Origin of the sequence: Bradyrhizobium arachidis (genome assembly GCF_024758505.1) — a bacterium.
GTDB lineage: Bacteria > Pseudomonadota > Alphaproteobacteria > Rhizobiales > Xanthobacteraceae > Bradyrhizobium > Bradyrhizobium manausense_C.
On the sequence record NZ_CP077970.1, the window covers coordinates 3222246 to 3237960 of the forward strand.

The 15715-nt window shown below is 63.3% G+C and carries 14 protein-coding genes; 8 read left to right on the forward strand and 6 right to left on the reverse strand.

The window, feature by feature from the left end:
* Nucleotides 1–147: 147 nt before the first annotated feature.
* Complete coding sequence (locus tag KUF59_RS14470) at nt 148–1944, reverse strand: ShlB/FhaC/HecB family hemolysin secretion/activation protein (protein ID WP_212457740.1); 1797 nt, start codon at nt 1942–1944, stop codon at nt 148–150.
* A gap of 131 nt (nt 1945–2075) precedes the next feature.
* Here KUF59_RS14470 and KUF59_RS14475 point away from each other — a divergent pair, with 131 nt between their 5' ends.
* The 3 genes from KUF59_RS14475 to KUF59_RS14485 all read left to right on the forward strand — a co-directional run bounded on the left by KUF59_RS14475 (nt 2076) and on the right by KUF59_RS14485 (nt 7306).
* On the forward strand, nt 2076–3287 hold the full coding sequence (locus tag KUF59_RS14475) for a FecR domain-containing protein (RefSeq protein WP_212457739.1): 1212 nt from the start codon (nt 2076–2078) through the stop codon (nt 3285–3287).
* Between the two features lie 68 nt (nt 3288–3355).
* Complete coding sequence (locus tag KUF59_RS14480; RefSeq protein WP_212457738.1) at nt 3356–6094, forward strand: EAL domain-containing protein; 2739 nt, start codon at nt 3356–3358, stop codon at nt 6092–6094.
* 57 nt (nt 6095–6151) lie between these two features.
* Nucleotides 6152–7306, forward strand: a complete 1155-nt coding sequence (locus KUF59_RS14485) for an OpgC domain-containing protein (RefSeq protein WP_408918117.1) — start codon at nt 6152–6154, stop codon at nt 7304–7306.
* A 97-nt stretch (nt 7307–7403) separates the two neighbouring features.
* Here KUF59_RS14485 and KUF59_RS14490 read toward each other — a convergent pair whose 3' ends face one another.
* Nucleotides 7404–7664 carry a hypothetical protein gene (locus KUF59_RS14490; RefSeq protein WP_212457737.1) on the reverse strand — a complete coding sequence of 87 codons (261 nt, stop codon included), beginning with the start codon at nt 7662–7664 and terminating at the stop codon, nt 7404–7406.
* A gap of 267 nt (nt 7665–7931) precedes the next feature.
* On the opposite strand from KUF59_RS14490, the gene rocF reads away from it, so the two are divergent.
* Both rocF and KUF59_RS14500 read left to right on the forward strand, forming a co-directional pair.
* The gene (gene rocF, locus KUF59_RS14495; RefSeq protein WP_212457813.1) at nt 7932–8909 is read left to right on the forward strand and encodes an arginase; all 978 of its coding nucleotides are present in this window, start codon (nt 7932–7934) and stop codon (nt 8907–8909) included.
* An 87-nt stretch (nt 8910–8996) separates the two neighbouring features.
* Nucleotides 8997–9281, forward strand: a complete 285-nt coding sequence (locus KUF59_RS14500) for a hypothetical protein (RefSeq protein WP_212457812.1) — start codon at nt 8997–8999, stop codon at nt 9279–9281.
* Nucleotides 9282–9283: 2 nt separating this feature from the next.
* Here KUF59_RS14500 and KUF59_RS14505 read toward each other — a convergent pair whose 3' ends face one another.
* Nucleotides 9284–10498 (reverse strand): mandelate racemase/muconate lactonizing enzyme family protein, encoded by a 1215-nt coding sequence (locus KUF59_RS14505; protein WP_212457736.1) that lies wholly within the window; start codon nt 10496–10498, stop codon nt 9284–9286.
* A 575-nt stretch (nt 10499–11073) separates the two neighbouring features.
* Here KUF59_RS14505 and KUF59_RS14510 point away from each other — a divergent pair.
* Nucleotides 11074–11310, forward strand: a complete 237-nt coding sequence (locus KUF59_RS14510; RefSeq protein ID WP_212457811.1) for a hypothetical protein — start codon at nt 11074–11076, stop codon at nt 11308–11310.
* Nucleotides 11303–11476, forward strand: a complete 174-nt coding sequence (locus KUF59_RS14515) for a DUF3606 domain-containing protein (RefSeq protein ID WP_212457735.1) — start codon at nt 11303–11305, stop codon at nt 11474–11476. Before KUF59_RS14510 ends, KUF59_RS14515 begins: the two co-directional genes overlap by 8 nt.
* Nucleotides 11477–11633: 157 nt before the next feature.
* On the opposite strand, the gene KUF59_RS14520 is transcribed toward KUF59_RS14515, so the two are convergent.
* Nucleotides 11634–12926 carry an NRAMP family divalent metal transporter gene (locus KUF59_RS14520; protein ID WP_212457734.1) on the reverse strand — a complete coding sequence of 431 codons (1293 nt, stop codon included), beginning with the start codon at nt 12924–12926 and terminating at the stop codon, nt 11634–11636.
* A gap of 389 nt (nt 12927–13315) precedes the next feature.
* Here KUF59_RS14520 and KUF59_RS14525 point away from each other — a divergent pair, with 389 nt between their 5' ends.
* On the forward strand, nt 13316–14092 hold the full coding sequence (locus KUF59_RS14525) for an SDR family NAD(P)-dependent oxidoreductase (protein WP_249140231.1): 777 nt from the start codon (nt 13316–13318) through the stop codon (nt 14090–14092).
* A gap of 213 nt (nt 14093–14305) precedes the next feature.
* On the opposite strand, the gene KUF59_RS14530 is transcribed toward KUF59_RS14525, so the two are convergent.
* Both KUF59_RS14530 and KUF59_RS14535 read right to left on the reverse strand, forming a co-directional pair.
* The gene (locus tag KUF59_RS14530) at nt 14306–15253 is read right to left on the reverse strand and encodes an ABC transporter substrate-binding protein (protein WP_212457733.1); all 948 of its coding nucleotides are present in this window, start codon (nt 15251–15253) and stop codon (nt 14306–14308) included.
* 203 nt (nt 15254–15456) lie between these two features.
* Nucleotides 15457–15654 carry a hypothetical protein gene (locus KUF59_RS14535; protein WP_249140230.1) on the reverse strand — a complete coding sequence of 66 codons (198 nt, stop codon included), beginning with the start codon at nt 15652–15654 and terminating at the stop codon, nt 15457–15459.
* Between the last annotated feature and the right edge of the window lie 61 nt (nt 15655–15715).

The following is a 15715-nucleotide window of genomic DNA, read 5'->3' on the forward strand; positions in this document are numbered from 1 at the left end:
TTCCACCCGATCACATTCCACTGAACATGGTGATATGGAACTCGCGGATCGAGCAATCGTGAGCGCACGTCGGGATTAAATTTAGGCAAGCTTGCCGCAACTGCGCCGCATACGTGAAGGCCTTGCAGTGCCGAAAGAAGTCCAGGCCTAGAGGCAATGCCCCTTGCTGCGTTCCGGGCAAAGCCTGAAGGCGCTCGATAGCGTGAACAGGAAGCGCGGATTGCGCCGCTCATTGTCGGGCGCGCGATAGCTAAGCGGGACAGCGACGCCGAAATCGGCCTGGAGATCGTCCCACAGGAACAGCCGCACGCCGGCGCCGGCCGATGTCAGCGACAGGCCATCCCTTAGGCGGTAACCGTCGTTCCAGACCGCACCGGCATCGGCAAAACCGTAAAACTGATAGCCGCTCCAGTAGCGGAAATTGAGCTTCTGGTCGAAGCGAAGCTCGAACGAGCCGGCAAGACCGTTGTCGCCGCTGATTTCCGCGGCGCCGTAGCCGCGTCCGAAGGCTGCCCCGCCAAGGTAGAACTGCTGCGACGTAAACAGTGGTCGGGAAGCCGTCTGGCCCGCCCCGGACAGCTTGATCGACCAGGCATCGGTGAGGGCCTGGTAGCGCGTGAACCAGAAGTTCAGCACCGAGAAGTTCGACGACGCGCCGTCGCGCGACAGGAGGTCGTCGTAAAAATGCGAGGCGCCGAAAATGTCGAGCCCCTGGCGGTAGCCCAACGTCAGATAGTTGGTGCCGCCGAACCGGTCCTGCAGCCGGTAGTCGGAGGTTAGGCTCGCGGTCCGGATATGGTCGTTGTAGTAGGGCCCGAATACGTCGCGTTCCGATACGTTGCTGAAGCCGAGCGCCGCGGTCAGCGTCAGCGACGACGTCTGCGACTGGAGAGGCATGATGCTTGCGCGAAACTCGATTGCTTCCGTCTTGGTGACGTCGTTGTCGAGCCGCCGCGCGTCGCCGGGCCTGACTTCGCTGTAGAGCGCCGACATGCCCAGGCGAACGCCATCGACGCCGACCGGAACGTCATAGGACAGCCGGCCGAAGCCGAGCTCGCGCGGATCATTCGCGATGGTCGATAGGTTAACTGCCAGCGTGTCGCCGGGCGCGAGGTAGGAGTTGAATGCCGCGGTGGCATAGGTCTGCCATGGCCCGACTGACGACGAACCGAGATTGTCGATCCCGAACGAGGTGAAGATGTGCCAAGTCTTGACGAAAACTATCAGGCGGAAGCGTCCGGTCGGGCCGCCAAGCTCCTCGATTGCCGTGTCCAGGATCCGAACGCCCGGCCGGGCGTTGATCAGGAAGAGCTGTCGCTCGAGCGTGCTCAATCGTGACGGATGCTCCGACAGAACCGGGCCGAGCATCGGCCGGATGCCAAATTGCTCGGCACCGTCTCCCCTGAGCTCGGCTTCGACGATGCTTCCTTCGACGACCTGGATGCGAACGCGGCCCTTCTCGATGTCCTGTGGCGGGACGATTGCCCGGCTCAGATGGAAGCCGCTGCCACGATAGATATCGCCGATCGCGCCCGCGATGGCGGCGAGGTCGGCCTGCGAGACCTTCTTGCCGAGATAGGGCTGATAGGCTCCGGCGAGCCGGTCAGCGGAGACGGCATGGGCACCGCTGATCGTGACGCCTCGCAGGACGAATTGCGGTCTGGTGTCGCCGCCCAGATCGGGCCTACCGAGCATCGGTAATCTTACGGAGGGATGAGTGCCCGATTCCTGATCGGACTGGGTCTCGAAATATTTCTCGGTCTGCCGCGGGTTGAAGCCGGGGTTATTCGCCTGTTGCGCGAGCGTTTGCGGAATTCCCGGAATCATCGATGCGAGGGCGGCTAGAGCGGTAATAAAAAACCGCCATCGGACCCCCGAGACGGGTCGTGCTCCGTAGTTCAACGGAGGGCGTCGCCGGGTCCGATAAGGAACTGTTAGCCGCATGATTTTTCATAGGTTTTTATGGTCAATGATTGGTTAATGCGGCCGTCCACCCTGTCGGGGTTCCAGCTAATTCTATCTTGAAACATTTCCGGTAAGCCTCGCTGCCAGATGCAAGCGGCCTGAGGATCATCATGCTTGGCGGAGATGGAATGCGGCGCACCTTGATGGCCGCGTTGGTGCTGGGAATGGGCTCGAGCGCCTTCGCTGCGGAAGGCGGCGTCTGGTCGGTCAGCAAGGCGTCCGGCGACGTCTGGATCGCAACCGATGGCGCACAACAGGTCTCGCTCAAGCAGGAGGAGGCGCTGAAGCCCGGCGATACCATTCGCACCGGACGCAACGGACGCGTGCTGCTGGTTCGGGGTGAGGAGACGCTCCTGATCTCGCCGAACTCGGTGGTCGGACTGCCTGCCGAGACGAAGGACGGTCTCTCGACCACGATCGTGCAGCAAGCAGGTTCGATCCTGCTCGAGGTCGAAAAGCGCAACGTCAAGCATTTCGAGGTCGAGACGCCCTACCTTGCCGCCGTCGTCAAGGGAACGCAGTTCAGCGTGACCGTGAGTGCCGGGAGCACCAAGGTCGGCGTAGTCCGCGGCCAGGTCGAAGTGTCTGATTTCAAGACTGGACAGATTGCCCAGGTGATGCCGGGCCAGTCTGCGACGGCATTCGAGCACGGCAAGCCGGGGCTGAGCCTGAGTGGTGCCGGCACGTTCAATCCGATCGAACAGGGCAAGCCGCGCGCCTCGACGATCGAGCGGGTCCCAGTGCCGAAGTCCGGCCTGACGGCGCCGCGCAATGCAGCCACCGGACGTGCGATCCATGCGCTCGCTGCGACCGACAAGGGAAGCAAGGCGACCGGTTCGCCCTCGCGCCCGCAACATGCGTCCGGTGCGCCTTCGCCGAAGTCCGGCGTGGTGCGCATCTCGGGCGCGCTCGGCGAGGTCAAGCTGAACATCCACAAGGCGACGCATGGGCTCGCCCATGGTGCCGTCACATCGATCTCGACCAGAAGCGCTTCCAATACATCCAGTACGGACACCGTCTGGAGCGACACGAAAAGCAACACGACGAATGCCTCCAACAGCACCGGGCAGACCGCAGTCAGCTTGAGCAGCAGTTCGGCGACGAGCAGCACCAGCAGCAGTTCGAGTTCGTCCGGCGGGACGGCGACTGTCGCAACATCGGCAGGTTCGTCGAGCGATGCCTCCGGCGGGAGCTCCGGCAACGGAAACGGTAACAGCGGCACCACCGGGAACGGCAGGGGCAACAACGGCAACGGCAATGGGAATGGCGGCGGTAACGGCAGCAATGGCAACGGCCACGCCTATGGCCGCGGCAGGCACTAGCTGCTGACATCCCGCCTAACGACCAGGGGAGTGCATCACGTCACACCGTGATGCGCAGGGGGACCAAGGTGAAACGTTATCGGCCGCATATTCTGGTGGTGACCGCGCTTGCAATCGTGCTGTCGACGGGATGGCACGGGGCGCTCCGCAGCGCGCTCACCGACCTGCGGTTCGCCTGGCAATCGCGCGAGGCGAGCGGCAGCATCGTCGTCGTTGCAATCGACGCTCCTTCGATCGATCGGATCGGTGTATGGCCTTGGCCGCGTCACCTGCACGCCCAGATGCTCCGCAAGCTCGAGAGTGCCGGGGTCCAGGATGTTGCCTTTGACGTTGATTTCAGTACGCCGTCCGAGGCTGCGTCCGATGCCGCCTTCGTGAAGGCGTTGCAGGAAGCGGGCGGCTCGACGATCCTGCCGTCCTTCAAGCAGCCGTCGCCGAACGGCGGTGGCCTTCACATCAACCGGCCGCTCAAGCAATTCAGCGATGAGTCCTGGGCGGCGGTCGTCAATGTCGCGATCGAGCCAGACGGGCTCGTGAGGCGCTATCCTCTCGGCGACAAGCTGGACGGCACCTTCCTGCTGTCGATGGCCGCGGTCCTCGCCGGACGGGCCCAGCACGGCCCGCCGTTCCTGATCGACTACAGCATCCGCGCAGCTTCGATTCCGCGCGTCTCCTATGCCGATGTGCTGCGCGGCGACGCGGCAGCCCTGGCCCGGCTCAAGGACAAGAAGGTCATCGTCGGCGCGACCGCACTCGAGCTCGGTGATCGCTTCAGTGTCCCGAACGGCGTCGTCGTGTCGGGGCCCGTGCTTCAGGCGCTGGCCACGGAATCGATCCTGCAACGGCGGACGCTGCACTGGACGTCCGACGCCGGCATGGCGATCGGCATTGCCATTCTCTCGCTGCTGATGTTGGTCTCGTGGCGTCGCCTCGCTCCCGGCGTCCGGGTTGTGATCCTCGTTGCATCAGCCGCCGTCGTGGAGCTCGCCGCCGTACTGGTGCAGACGAATTGGCCGCTCGTCATCGACACCTCGCTGTTCCATATCGCCGTCGTCGCCTATCTCACCGCGATCGCACTTGACGAGATCGACTTCCGGAGCCTGCTCGGTCGCATCGCCGAAAGCCGTTTCCACCGCATCGCGATGTCGCTGGGAGATGGTCTCGTCTGCACAGACGAGAACCATATGATCACCGTGTGGAATCCCGGTGCGAGCGCGATCTTCGGCTATATGCCGGCGGAAATGATCGGCCGCCCCTTCGAAGCGCTGTGCGCCGCTCCGACCGATCGACGCGCCAAGGCCTTTTCGATGCGCGATGCCGCGCGTCAGGCGTTGCTGGTTCCGGGCGGGGCCGTCGTTGTCGAGTTCGAGGGACGCCGCAAGAATGGCGAGACGTTCCCGGTCGAGGCGAGCTTCTCAGGCTGGCAGGGCACCGAAGGATTCCAGTATGGCGCGATTCTGCGCGACATCTCGGTGCGAAAGCGTGAAGCCGCACGCGTCAAATACCTCGCCGAATATGATTCCCTGACCGGCCTCGCCAACCGCAACACGCTGCATTCCGGCCTCGTCGGTCTGATCGCGGGGGCGGAGTTGAAGTCGCACGAGGTCGCGCTCCTGGTGCTCGGGCTCGATGGCTTCCAGCAGATCAACGACATGCTCGGGCACGCGGCGGGCGACCTCGTGCTGCAGGCCGTCGCGGAACGCCTGCGCAAGACGGTTGATGACAAGGTCGTGGTTGCGCGGCTCAGCGGCGACGAGTTTGCGATCGCCTTCGACTGCAGCGAGATGGATGAAGGCGTCGCGGAGTTTGCCGATCGCGTCACACGAGCGTTCGAGTTGCCGCTCGTGGCCGGCACGCGCCAGCACCGTGTCAGGATCAGCATCGGGGTCGCCGTGTATCCGGACGGTGGCGCAACGGCCGAAGACCTTCTAGGCAACGGGCATCTTGCGCTGTGCCGGGCAAAGGCGATCCGTCGCGGCAGCCATGTCATCTTCGAGAGCACCATCAGGCAGGAACTGGAGAACCGTCTGACGCTGGAGAGCGAACTCGCGCACGCCGCCGACCGCAGCGAGTTCGAGCTGTTCTTTCAGCCGCAGGTTCACCTCGTCGACGGCGCCTTGATGGGCGCCGAAGCGCTGATCCGCTGGCGTCATCCCGTGCGCGGCTACGTGTCACCCGGGGAGTTCATGCCGGTCGTCAATACCTCCGCTCTGTCCGAGCGGATCGCCAACTGGGTGATGGAAACCGCGTGCCGGCAGGCGCGCAGCTGGGAACTCGCGGGCCATAGCGTCCGCGTGGCGATCAACCTCTCGCCGTCGCAATTGCATTCCGGCGACCTTGCGCATGCGGTCTCGGAGCTGCTCAAGGCGACGGGATTGTCCCCTGGGTTGCTGGAGCTGGAGGTCACCGAGGACATCCTGCTGCTAGATGAGGAACGCGTGCTCGACATGTTCAAGCGCATTCAGCAGCTAGGCGTCCGCATCCTGTTCGATGATTTCGGCACGGGCTACGCGAGCCTCAGCTATCTGAAGAAGTTTCCACTGGACGGCCTCAAGATCGACAGGTCGTTCGTGTTCGATCTGCTTACGGATTCCGACGATGCTGCGATCGTCAGTTCGACCGTCGGTTTGAGCAAGCAACTCGGCCTGTCCGTCATTGCCGAGGGCATCGAGAACCGCGCCACTGCCGACTTCCTGGTCAGCATTGGCTGCGAGGAAGGGCAGGGCTATTTCTTCGGCCGTCCGATGCCGGCTGACGCGTTCGAGCGGCAGTTCCTGGCAGCACCGGCGATCCTCGAGACCGCTTGAAGACAAGCGCCGTCGAATCGCTATCATGCGCGGCGACGGACCGTCGCCGTGGGGCTGATCGAGATCGTGTCGCAGCAGCAACCGGAATCGCGCAATGCTTCCCCTCCGCAGAAGGGGTATCGTGACCTGCGACTGGACGCCTGCCGTGGTCTGGCGCTCTGGTTCATCTTCATCGACCACATTCCCGACAACGCGCTGGCATGGCTGACGCTGCGCAATTACGGGTTCAGCGATACCTCCGAAGTGTTCGTCTTCGTATCAGGTTACACCTGCATGCTCGCCTATGGCGGCGCGCTGGAGGAACAGGGCTGGCTGACCGTCGTAACGCGCGCGCTGCGGCGAAGCTTGGAAATTTATTGCGCGTTTCTCCTGCTGCTTGTCGCCTATGTTGCCGTGGTATGGCTCGTCGGCGGCGGCGAACGCTTTGTCGACGAAACCAATACGGGCGTCTTCTTCAAGAATCCGGGCGAGGCCGTCGTTCGAGCCCTCTTGCTCCAATATGCCCCCGTCAATACCGACATCCTGCCGACCTTCGTCCTGCTGCATCTCGCATTCCCGGCGATGTTGTGGCTTCTCCTGCGGATCCCTGTGGCGACGCTGGTTGCGTCGTTCCTGCTGTATCTGATGGTCCAGCTCCAGAGCTGGCACATGCCCGCCTGGCCGAGCGGAGAGCTGTATTTCAACCCATTTGCCTTCCAGCTCTTGTTCGTGTTCGGCGCCTGGTATGCGGGTGGGGGCGCCTATCTGATCCGGCCGCTGGTGGAGTCGCGTGCGACGTTGATTGCGGCGATGCTGTATCTCGCCTTCAGCCTGATCATCGCCCTGAGCTGGCAGTTCGACGCTTTGAATGTTCTGATACCGGATGGCGTCGCGAAGCTGATCTATCCAATCTACAAGAGTCATCTGGCGCCTGTCCGCCTGCTGCATTTCCTGGCACTGGCGGTGGTCGTTTCGCGTCTGACGCCACCGGATTTGCACGGACCCGTGCGCCCGTTTGCGATCGCGATGATCCGCTGCGGCGAGAATTCGCTGCCGATGTATTGCATCGGTGTCCTGCTGTCCTTCCTCGGACTGATCGTGCTGACCAACGTGTCCGGCAACCTGATGGTCCAGGTCGCGGTGAGTGTGATCGGGATCGCGATCATGGTGCTCGCTGCCACGATCGCTACCTGGGAGGCCCAACTCGATCGGCGGGGACCAAAACTGTTCTGATCGCTAAGGTGCGAGGAGTCAGGTAACGCGGACCTGAGTGATTATTTCGGAAAACCGCTGCGCACTTTGCGCTAACGGGGCGGGTCCGGATCATGCTCTAGCGCCGTCGCGCGACGGCAACGCCGAACAGGAAGGCCACGAACAGGCTCGCCAGCGGCGCCTCGCGCGTGATCGCGGCGATGGTGGACAGCGGCCTGCCGGGTCTGCGTGCCTCCTCGATGGCCGCCGTCAGGCGGTCGACCGCGGCGCGCAGTCCGCCCGCGACCTCGCCCACGGTCCGGGACACATCGGTTGCGGCATCGACGGCCCGCTCGGCCACGCCGGGCTGGGGATTTGCTTGCGGTATTTCCGTGCTCAAGGAAGGCCTCCGCTGCGCGCGATACGTTTTTCCAAGGCCGGCACCTTTGGCTATCCGCGCGAGCGCTCGTTTTGAACAGCGGGTCGAAAGACCTTTGGCTATCCGCGACAGGCGCCGTAATGAACGGCGGGTGCTGGCCCTGCAACAGGAATGCGCCGCGGGGGATTTTGTTCCCGTTGCGGCGAGCGCCTATCCGTGAAACGCCGGATGCGAATCTCTGTTAGGCTCATACATCAAGGTTCGACCTTGATCGCCGAGGAGATGGCCGTGACCGATCGCACGATATGGGATCGTACCAGGCGTATCGCGCTGCTCGGCGCCCCCATCGATATGGGCGCCTCGCAGCGGGGCACGCTGATGGGGCCCGCGGCGCTCCGAACGGCGGGCCTTGCGACGCTGCTGGATTCGCTTGGTTTCGACGTGGACGAGTACGGCGACCTCTCCGTCGCCGAGATTGCCGACCTGACCGATACGCCGCCCGACAAGGCCAACCACTACCGCGAGATCCAGCGCTGGACGCGGGCACTGAGCAGCCGCGGCTATGAGATCGCCAGGACCGGAGCGATCCCCATCTTTCTCGGTGGCGACCACTCGCTGTCGATGGGCTCGGTCAACGCCATGGCGCGTCACTGGCAGGAGCGCGGTCGCAAGCTGTTCGTACTGTGGCTGGACGCGCATGCCGACTACAACACGCCGGAGACCACGATCACGGCCAACATGCACGGCATGTCGGCCGCTTTCCTGTGCGGAGAGCCCGGGCTCGACGGCCTGCTTGGCGGTGAGCCGCGCGCCTCGATCGATCCGGGCCAGCTTGAGCTGTTCGGGACGCGCTCGATCGACAAGCTGGAAAAAGACTTGGTGCAGGCGCGCCGGATCAGGGTTGCCGACATGCGTCAGATGGACGAGTTCGGCGTCGGCGTGCTGATACGTCGCCTCATCGAGCGGGTGAAGGAGAACGACGGCGTGCTGCATGTCAGCTTCGACGTCGATTTCCTGGATCCCTGCGTTGCTCCGGGCGTCGGCACTACCGTACCGGGCGGGGCGACCTATCGCGAGGCGCACCTGATTATGGAGTTGCTGCACGATTCCGGTCTCGTCGGCTCCGTCGACATCGTCGAACTCAACCCCTTCCTGGACGAGCGCGGGCGTACCGCGCGCACCGCGGTCGAACTGATCGGCAGCCTGTTCGGTCAGCAGATCGTCGATCGGCCGACGCCAAGTAATGCGATCGGGGCGGGTGAGTAGGGAACTCAGGCCAAACGACTCGGAACCAACGATGGGGAAGTTGAATTAACCTGTGAGAGGAAACAGCACAGGTCGGCTCCCGTGACGATGAACCGCGTCAGGAATTTCATTGGACTCGCAGAAGCGCTCCACCATCCCGGCGTGATCGCGTTGATCGTGGCCGGCGTGACGATTGCGGTGATGCTGCTTGTCGACCACGGACCGTGGGCGAGAGCGAAGGTGCAGCCGGCCCACGTCGCGATGTATCACACAACCGGCGAAGCGGCGCGGGCTGCGGGCGCAGCGGTGATTCCAACGGATCCGAAATCACCGATTGAGCCGGCACAGCCGGGGCCCAAGAGATCCCCGACCGTCAATCCCGTGACGCCGTAGCTCTAGCTCTTGCGGCCGTAGCTGAGCAGGCCGCCGGTCGTCTTCGGCGGATGCGCCCGAAGCGCGTCTTCGTTCGGCTCGGTGCCCCAGCCGGGCCGATCCGGAATGATCAGATGACCGTTCACGATCTCTGGCTCATGGGTGAAGAGCTCGCGGTCCCACGCCAGGCGATCGATATCGATCTCCATGATCCGCAGGTTCGGCACCGCGGCGCAGAAATGCGCATTCATCATCGAGCAGAGATGGCCGTAGAAATTATGCGGGGCGACGTTGACCTCGAAGGCCTCCGCGGCCGCGGCAATCTTCATCGACTGCCACACGCCGTTCCAGGGCGTGTCGATGATCGCGACGTCCATCGCCTGCTCGCGGAAATAGGGCAGGAATTCACGCAAGCCCAACAGTGTCTCGCAGGACGAGATCGGGTGTGGGCTTTGCCGTCTGATATAGCCGAGCGCCTCCGGATTGAAGCTGTCGATTTCGACCCAGAACATCTCGAGGTCGGCGATGGTGCGCAGAATCTTCAGATAGCCTTCGGTCTTGGCGTTGAAGTTGCAGTCGAGCAGGATGTCGACATTGGGGCCGGCGCCGTCGCGGATCGCTTCGAGATGCATGTGCAGGTCGCGCAGGATCTTGCGGTCGACATTGATCTCGGGCGCAAATGGCGAGCCGAAACCCGGGCGCCAGCCGGTCGGCTTGCCGTCGTCATAGGAGAAGATGTTGGTCTTGAGCGCGGTGAACTTCTTCTCGCGCACCTCGCGCCCCATCGCCTTGACGCCGTCGAGGTTTTCGATCGGTGGCCTGTACCAGGACGGGTGATTGATCCGCCAGGTCGCGCAATGCGACCAGTAGACCCGCACGCGGTCGCGGATCTTGCCGCCGAGGAGCTGGTAACAGGGCACGCCCAAGAGCTTGGCCTTGGCATCGAGCAGGGCGTTTTCGATCGCGCCGAGCGCCTGCGCCACCACGCCGCCGGCTGCGGGACGCGTCGCCGCGAACAGCTCGGCATGAATGCGCTCGTGCTGGAAGACGTTTTGGCCGACGACGCGGCTCGACAGGCGCTGGATCGCGGCGCCGACGCCGGGCGAGCCAAAGCCCTCGTCGAATTCGCTCCAGCCGACGATGCCGTCTTCAGTCGTCAGCTTGACGAAATGGTAGTTTCGCCAGCCGGCGTCGCAGGCGAGGATCTCAACGCTTGTTGCTTTTGATGATTTGGTCATGTCGCTCCCTGCTGGCCCGTTGAGCCTTCTTGGTTTTTGATCCGGCGGCGTGGCCGGTGGCAGACGGGGATACCCCTGGAACTTGTTAAGCCAACAGGGGACGCGCGTGAAGGCCCGGGCCGGTCGGGCAGACTTGAAAATCGGCACGATGTTTTCGCGGGATCGTCCCGAAATTGCGCCGGTCACTGACGTTTTTAGCCACAATCCGAACCGACCATCGATTCCATGAAGTTTTTAGGCATGATTGCAGTTCTGGCGCTCCTGACGATGGGTGGGGCCGCCATTTCCGACCAGCTTCTGACGGCCGATCAGCTGACCGCGCACCGGGTGCAGTAGGTGCGGTCCGCTTTGGGCGCTTTGTCTTTGGGGGATGACAGGGATGCTTTCCGTAGACCAGTTTCTGAGACTGATTAGCGTGCCGGCCGTGTTCACGGCCTTCATCATCGCTTCGCAGATCTCGGCGGCGCTGACGCCGGCTTAAGGCGTCGGGCAAGGGACCGCGTTCGCCACGCGCGCTCGCTTAGCCGCATCACCGCACGCGGGGAACGGCGTCGCCATGGCTGCGTTTGCAGCTCATGTCGGTACGCTGTCTCGTTGAAGATGCCTTCTACATTGCCTGGGGCTTCCTGGAGAAATCGGGAGAACTGGGTGATCCCGACGCGTCCGCCAACATCCTGCTCGACTCGATCCAACATCAGCTTCGCACGGGCGAACGGCGCACGCTGCTGCTCGCCAACCGCGCGATATCAGCTTATCGGGAACAGGCCGCATTCGCCCGCGTTTCCTCCCGAAAGGAGACGTCGCGTGGATAGGCTGACCAAGAAGGATCAGCCCGACCGCAGCAAAATCAACATGCACGAGGCCTACGAGGTCAAGTACTGGACGCATGCCCTCGGTGTCTCGCGCGAGCAGTTGCAGAAGGCTGTCGAGAAGGTCGGCAATTCGGCCGCCGCCGTCCGCAAGGAGCTGGCGGTGTAACCGAGGGGGCGCGCGGTATGCTTGCGACGTTTGGAGCAAGGCCCACGCGCTCGCCATCGCGCGAACGCTGCGGCACCGCAAAGGTTCGGTCAACAGATGATCCATCACGTTTCAATCGGCAGCAACGACATCGCCCGCGCCCGGCTCTTTCCCGGCGTCAGCCGACGCCAAGCATAAAGGACCCGAGCAGCGCCAGCACGGCGAGCGCCATGACGGCCGTACCGAGCCAGCCAAGTGCGATGAGCCATGTCCGCGCTCTGAAGCGGCCCATGATCTCCTCGTTCGACACGATCGCCATCATCATCGCCATGATGGGGACCGCGACGATGCCGTTGAGCACCGCGCTCCACACCAGCATGTGCATGGAATCGATGCCGGTGAAGCCGAGGCCGAAGCCGATCGCGGTGGCGGCTGCGATGATGGTGTAGAAGCCCACCGCCTCGTCGGGCTTTGCTTCCAGCGTGGCACGCCATCCAAATATCTCCGCAACGCCATAGGCCGCCGACCCGGCGAGCACCGGAATTGCCAGCATGCCGGTGCCGATGATGCCGAGCGCGAACAGCAGGAAGGTGAAGTCGCCGGCGAGCGGGCGTAGCGCTTCGGCGGCGTCGGTTGCCGAGCTGATATTTGTGACGCCGTTGGCGTTGAGCACCGTCGCGGTGGTCAGGATGATGAAGAAGGCGACGCCGTTCGACAGCAGCATGCCGAACGTGGTGTCGGCCTTGATGCGCGCGAGCTCGGGATCGCCGCCGCGCGGATGGCGGCGCAGCGGACGGCGATGCTTGCCGTTCATCTCCTCGACCTCCTGCGAGGCCTGCCAGAAGAACAAATATGGGCTGATCGTGGTGCCGAGCACGGCAACCACCATCAAAAAATAGTCGGCGCTGACGTTCACCTTTGGCCAGACCGCGGCGAGCAGCGCCGTGCTCCAGGGAATTTTGACGGTGAAGGCGGTCGCGACATAGGCGAACAGCGCCAGCGTCATGAATTTGAGGATCGGCGAATAGCGCCGATAGGGCACGAAGACCTGGAGCAGCGTCGAGAGCGCCGCGAAGATCAGCGCGTGCTCGTGATTGAGCCCGCCGATCACCAGCGACAGCGCCTCCGCCATGGCGGCGATATCGGCGGCGATGTTGAACGTGTTCGCAACGACGAGCGCCGACACCAGCGTCAGCACCAGCCAGCGCGGCGCAACCTGCGTGATGTTCGCCGCCAGCCCCTTGCCGGTGACCCGGCCGATCTGCGCGCTGACGAGCTGGATGGCGATCATGAACGGGGTCGTCAGAAATACCGTCCAGAGCAAGCCGTAGCCGAATTGCGCGCCGGCCTGCGAATAGGTGGCGATGCCCGAGGGATCGTCGTCGGCGGCGCCCGTCACCAGGCCTGGCCCGAGCCGTTTCAATACCATCAGCGCCGGGCGTCGGGGGGCGGAGACGGCGTTCTCGGTCATGAAAGGCGGCGCCTCAGGTCAGGCTCGGTTGCTGAAATCTCCCGGCTAACTCAGGTTTAGGACGGAAGTTCCTTGGACGAGCCCGGCACGGTCTCCTTCGGAATAGTCGCATTTCGGGTTGACGCGTCGGGCAAATCGGGTGTAAACATTCATCATCGCCAGAAACGTCGAGCCTGCGCCGGTCCGGTCGCAGGCTCTTTTGTTTTGGGCGGAGAGCAGGACACGAAACTCTGCCGTATCCCAAGAGCTGCCTCGAAGCGCATTGCCCGAGGTCGGAGTTGGGCCAAAAGCTGAAGCGCAGAGCTTGAGTAGAACGACCCTGATCTTGTATTTTCAGTGTATTCGCAATACGGGCGGCGGCCCAGTCGGCCTCTTGGCGAGGACGGTCAATGACAAACCTCAACGATCTCTCCGGGATGGTCGCAGTCGTCACCGGCGCTAGTCGCGGCATCGGCCTAGCCATCGCACGCCATTTCCTGAGGATTGGCGCTCGGGTAGTCGTCGGCGGGCTTGATCCCCAGGAAACCGAAGCGGCTGTCCGAGGGCTCGCCGCTGAGGCCGGAGACGACCGGGTAGCAGCCCAGCCAGGGGACGTTAGCCGCCTCGATATCGCTGAGGCTCTCGTTGCGGCAGCATTCGAGCGGTTCGGTCGGCTGGATGCGCTTGTCTGCAATGCCGGCATCGACATCATCAAGCCGGCGGTGGATTACGAACCGGAAGAGTGGGATCTGATCCTGGCAGTCAACCTGCGCGGCGCCTTCCTGCCGGCGCGCCAGGCCGCGAGGGCCTGGATCCAACGTGGACAGCGCGGCGGATCGGTGACTATGACGTCGTCGATCGCGGCCCGCGCGGGCATCGCTGGTCTTGCACCCTATGGAGCAAGCAAGAGCGGGATAGATCAACTCGTCCGCACGTTGGCGGTGGAATGGGCCAAACACGGAATCCGAGTGAACGCCATTGCGCCCGGTTACGTCGACAATGTCATGGCCGGCGTCGAGATTCATTCCGATCCCGCCACCGAGGCTCGAATCCGCGCATTCACTCCCATGGGACGTCGGGCCACGGTTGAAGAGATCGCTGGCCCCTTCATTTTTCTCGCCTCGCCAGCCGCCGCATATGTAACAGGAGCGATTCTAGCCGTCGACGGCGGGTACAGCGCACAATAATTTTGGTGCGCCCCACCCAAGACACGTTTCGTTCGGGTCGCAAGGCGAAACCGCCACAGGGCTACAAGACGTCTGCTTTACCTTGGAGCCTGCCGTCGCATTTTTGGTCGGGCGCCTGGCGCACGCTGACGAACGATGTCCCTGGCGACTTGATACGTCGGGCAAGCAGGCATCACACGGTCCGAGTTCGGCCAACAACGGAAGATCGCGAACTCACTCGATCGTCGTGTCGGCGCGCGAGAGCAGCGTCGGCGGGATGTCGACACCCAGCGTTTTGGCCGTCTTGAGATTGACGACCAACTCGAGCTTGGTCGGCTGCTCGACGGGCACGTCAGCCACTTTTGCGCCGCGCAACAGTTTTGCGACCTGACGCGCGCATTGGTCGAAAACCGCGCTGATGCGCGGACCGTAGCCTATCAGGCCGCCGTCCTCCGCCTGCTCGGGCCATTGATAAATGGCCGGCAGGCGACGCAGGGCAAGGCGATCGCGGATCAAGGATTGGAATTTGGATGACAGGATTGGCGATGCCAGCAGGTTGACGGCCTCGACCCGTGCGCTCGTCATGGCGTCGATCGCACGGATGATGTTCTCCTCGGAGCGTGCGGCAAACGGAACGATCTCGACGCCGAAACTCTTGGCGGCACTTTCGAGGGCGCTCATGTTCGGTATTGGCTCGCGGTCGGCGAGCACAGCTATTCGTCGCGCAGCGGGCAGCGCCTGATGCAGTAACTCCAATCGCTTGGCGTCGAGCTGGAAGGCAAAGATGGCAACGCCGGTGGTGTTGCCTTCGGGGCGGGGCATGGAGGCGACGAGCTTGCTGCCGAGCAAATCGTCCGCGATCGCCACGATGGGAATGCGTTGCGTTGCTTGCTGGGCTGCACGCGCGGCTTCGGTGCCGACGACCATCAGGACGTCAGGATTTGCCTGGGCAAGTTCAACGGCGAGCGTTGGGTACGAGGCCGCGGCCACGCCGTCGGCACGGCTGTCGATGTCGAGATTGCCGCCTTTTGCAAATCCGGCCCTGCCCAGTTCATCGAAAAAGCTTGCCGGCAGGGGCCCCAATATCGCTACGCGGTAGCGCCGGGCGGCTTGCTGTGCGCGTGCTTCGAAAGGCCAGGCCGCAGCACCGCCAATCAGCGTGATGAACTCGCGCCGCTTCATTGAGCCCCCCGGGGGATCTGATCGCGTTCAGCCTAGCACATTGGCGGCGAGGGCGGTGCTCGCTGAGTTACAAGGCGAAATTGTCACAGGGCTGCAGGACGTCTGCTTTACGATGGAAAGCGGACGTCCCATCCAGGGGCAGACGCCATCACCCGAGGTCGGGGCGATGTCCGAGATGAAAGAGACCTCCGGCCGGGCGGGCTTCACTTCGGCGGTTGCAGCTCCGGTGATCTCAGCCATTCGCTCAAGTGCGAGCCCGTCTCGGCTTGCCGGGCCCTTCTGAGGGCCGCATCGCGCTCCGCGCCGGTTGGGAGCATTTTGGCCTCCTCGCGGAGGCGCCTGGCGTGTTCGGAAAGTCGTTCTTCAAGGGATTGCGTTTGCTTGAAACGGCGACGCAACATGACACAACCTCCTGCATACGGGTCCTAACCGTTGGGTTTTGCAAGATCCCAATCCAATATG

What these genes read in the sequence shown, in the direction of transcription:
- KUF59_RS14470 (WP_212457740.1), bottom strand. Translation starts at nt 1,944, where the DNA reads ATGCGGCTAACAGTTCCTTATCGGACCCGGCGACGCCCTCCGTTGAAC.
- KUF59_RS14475 (WP_212457739.1), top strand. Translation starts at nt 2,076, where the DNA reads ATGCTTGGCGGAGATGGAATGCGGCGCACCTTGATGGCCGCGTTGGTG.
- KUF59_RS14500 (WP_212457812.1), top strand. Translation starts at nt 8,997, where the DNA reads ATGAACCGCGTCAGGAATTTCATTGGACTCGCAGAAGCGCTCCACCAT.
- KUF59_RS14505 (WP_212457736.1), bottom strand. Translation starts at nt 10,498, where the DNA reads ATGACCAAATCATCAAAAGCAACAAGCGTTGAGATCCTCGCCTGCGAC.
- KUF59_RS14510 (WP_212457811.1), top strand. Translation starts at nt 11,074, where the DNA reads ATGTCGGTACGCTGTCTCGTTGAAGATGCCTTCTACATTGCCTGGGGC.
- KUF59_RS14520 (WP_212457734.1), bottom strand. Translation starts at nt 12,926, where the DNA reads ATGACCGAGAACGCCGTCTCCGCCCCCCGACGCCCGGCGCTGATGGTA.
- KUF59_RS14525 (WP_249140231.1), top strand. Translation starts at nt 13,316, where the DNA reads ATGACAAACCTCAACGATCTCTCCGGGATGGTCGCAGTCGTCACCGGC.
- KUF59_RS14530 (WP_212457733.1), bottom strand. Translation starts at nt 15,253, where the DNA reads ATGAAGCGGCGCGAGTTCATCACGCTGATTGGCGGTGCTGCGGCCTGG.
- KUF59_RS14535 (WP_249140230.1), bottom strand. Translation starts at nt 15,654, where the DNA reads ATGTTGCGTCGCCGTTTCAAGCAAACGCAATCCCTTGAAGAACGACTT.